Raw genomic sequence first — 2,807 nt, 5'->3', positions numbered from 1 at the left:
GGCCGGCTCCGGCTCCGCCGCGCCCGCCGGCTCCGGCTCCGCCGCGCCCGCCGGCTCCAGCCCGGCCGGCTCCGGGTCGGCCGGCTCCGGGTCGGCCAGCTCCGGGTCGGCCAGCTCCGGGTCGGCCAGCTCCGGGTCGGCCAGCTCCGGGTCGGCCAGCTCCGGGTCGGCCAGCTCCGGGTCGGCCGGCTCTGCGGGCGCACCCGTCGGCTCCGGGTCGGTCGGGGTGCCGGCGTACTCGTCGACGTGCAGTTCGGTGTCGCCGTCGGTCGGGCCGGTCCAGCGCACGGTCAGCTCCTCCAGAGCCTGCTCCTGCACGAAGGCCACCAGACCCTCCCGGTACAGCTCCAGCAGCGCGAGGAACCGGGCCACCACCTCCAGGGTGGCCTCGCAGTCGGCGCAGAGCAGCGAGAAGGTGGCGGTGCCGGCCCGGCGCAGCCGGGTGGCGAGGATCGCCGCGTGCTCCCGGACGCTGACCCGGACCATGTGCACGTGGGCGATGGAGACCTCCGGCACGGGCTTCGGGGTCATCGCCTTCACGGCCAGCTTCAACAGGCGCTGCGGGCCGATGCCGAGCACCAGGTCGGGCAGCGCCTCGGCGTAGCGGGGTTCCAGGCTGACCGCCCGCGGATAGCGCCGACCGCCGACCGCCTCCAGCTCGGCGATGTGCGCCGCCGCCTCCTTGTACGCCTTGTACTGCAACAGCCGGGCGAAGAGCAGGTCCCGGGCTTCCAGCAGGGCGAGGTCCGCCTCGTCCTCCACGTCGGCGGCGGGCAGCAGCCGGGCCGCCTTCAGGTCGAGCAGGGTCGCGGCGATCAGCAGGAACTCGCTGGCCTCGTCGAGGTCCCACTTGTCGCCCATGGCGCGGATGTAGGCGATGAACTCGTCGGTGACCCTGTGCAGGGCCACCTCGGTGACGTCGAGTTTGTGCTTGCCGATGAGTTGCAGCAGCAGGTCGAACGGGCCGGTGAAGTTCGCCAGCCGCACGGTGAAGCCGGAGGCCTCAGGAGCCTCGGTGGTGGGCAGCACGCTGTCGACCTCGGCGGCCAGCTCGACGGCGACCGCCGGAGCGGTGGCCTCGTGCGGCCCGGCCAGCGGGTCGAGGAGTGGCGCGGTCACCGGACGACCGTAGTCCACGAGGTGGGCACGGGGCGTTCCGGCTACCGCTCCGACTGGGCGGCGATCACCTCACGGGCCAGTTGGCGGTAGTTGCGCGCCCCGGAGGACGCCGGGTCCAGGGTGGTGATCGGGGCACCGGCCACGGTGGACTCGGGGAACTTCACCGTCTTGGTGATGACCGTCTGGTAGACCTTGTCGCCGAACGCCTCGACGACCCGCTGCAACACCTGCCGGCAGTGCGTGGTGCGGCTGTCGTACATGGTCGCGAGGATGCCCTCGAGCTCCAGGTCGAAGTTGAGCCGCTCGCGCACCTTGTCGATGGTGTCCAGCAGCAGCGCCACGCCGCGCAGGCTGAAGAACTCGCACTCGAGCGGGATGAGCACACCGTGCGCGACGGTCAGCGCGTTGATCGCCAGCAGGCCGAGCGACGGCTGGCAGTCGATCAGGATGTAGTCGTACTCCTTGCGGACCGTCCGCAGCACCCGGGCCAGGGCCATCTCCCGGGCGACCTCGTTGACCAGCTGGATCTCGGCGGCGGAGAGGTCGATGTTGGCCGGCAGCAGGTGCAGGCCCGCCACGTCGGTCTTGATCAGCACGTCCTCGGCGATCACGTCGTCCTGCATGAGCAGGTTGTAGACGGACAGGTCGAGGTTGTGCGGGTTGACCCCCAGCCCCACCGACAGCGCGCCCTGCGGGTCGAAGTCGACCAGCAGCACCTTGCGGCCGTACTCGGCCAGCGCCGCGCCCAGGTTGATGGTGGTGGTGGTCTTGCCGACGCCACCCTTCTGGTTGGCCATCGCGATGATGCGCGCCGGGCCGTGCCGATCGGTGGGCATCGGCTCGGGGATGGGCTTGCGCATCGTGTAGGCCGCCGGGTCCGCCGGACCCAGGTCCGCGCCGAGCGTGGCCTGCTGCTCGCGGAGCTCCGACGTCCAGGTCTCGGCACGGTCACCGTTGCCAGCCATGTGCTCGTTGCCCCCTCCCGACGACCCCACCCGGCGTCGGAGCCGTCCGACGTCCTTCGCGGCGCCGCTGCGCACCCCGGTCGTGTCGCCCCAGGAGGTCCGCGCCGATGCCGACTGTACGCCACCGACCAGCAGGGGGTTCGGCACCGGCCCGGCGTGTCGGGACCGACCGCGACCGGGCTCAGCCCCGGGCGCGCGGGTGGGCGGTGGCGTACACCTCGCGCAGCCGCTCGACGGTCACCAGGGTGTAGACCTGGGTGGTGGTCACCGACGCGTGTCCGAGCAACTCCTGGACCACCCGCACGTCGGCGCCGCCGTCGAGCAGGTGGGTGGCGTAGGAGTGGCGCAGGGTGTGCGGGGACACCGCGGCGGGCCCGTCGACGGGTAGCCCGGCCTGGCCGGCGGCGCGGCGCAGGATGGCCCAGGCGCCCTGGCGGGTCAGCGCGCCGCCGCGGGCGTTGAGGAAGACCGCCGGGGTGCCCCGGCCGGCCGAGGCGAGCCCGGGCCGGGCCCGGACCAGGTAGGCGCGCACCGCCTCGACGGCGTACCCGCCGATCGGCACCAGCCGCACCCGGCCGCCCTTGCCGCGCAGCAGCACGGTGCCCTCGTCGACGTCGAGGTCGTCCACGGCGGCGCCGACGGCCTCGGAGATCCGCGCTCCGGTGCCGTACAGGAATTCCAGCAGCGCCCGGTCGCGCAGCGCGAGCGGGCGCTGCTGGAATT

The 2,807-nt window shown here is 73.2% G+C and carries 3 protein-coding genes; all 3 read right to left on the bottom strand.

What is annotated here, in order from left to right; translation table 11 throughout:
- A partial coding sequence (locus tag EAD98_RS00485) for a ScpA family protein (protein WP_233583657.1) occupies positions 1–1,119 on the bottom strand: 1,119 nt, incomplete at its 3' end.
- A gap of 41 nt (positions 1,120–1,160) precedes the next feature.
- Complete coding sequence (locus EAD98_RS00480) at positions 1,161–2,084, bottom strand: ParA family protein (RefSeq protein WP_121652136.1); 924 nt, start codon at positions 2,082–2,084, stop codon at positions 1,161–1,163.
- Positions 2,085–2,265: 181 nt separating this feature from the next.
- Positions 2,266–2,807 (bottom strand): tyrosine-type recombinase/integrase (locus EAD98_RS00475; RefSeq protein WP_147457299.1); only part of this gene is annotated, 542 nt, incomplete at its 5' end.

It is taken from the genome of Micromonospora sp. CV4 (genome assembly GCF_003667455.1).
Lineage (GTDB): Bacteria > Actinomycetota > Actinomycetes > Mycobacteriales > Micromonosporaceae > Micromonospora.
Note: the sequence above shows the minus strand (reverse complement) of the source record. Positions and strands in the feature narration are given on the sequence as shown.

What these genes read in the sequence shown, in the direction of transcription:
- EAD98_RS00480 (WP_121652136.1), bottom strand. Translation starts at nt 2,084, where the DNA reads ATGGCTGGCAACGGTGACCGTGCCGAGACCTGGACGTCGGAGCTCCGC.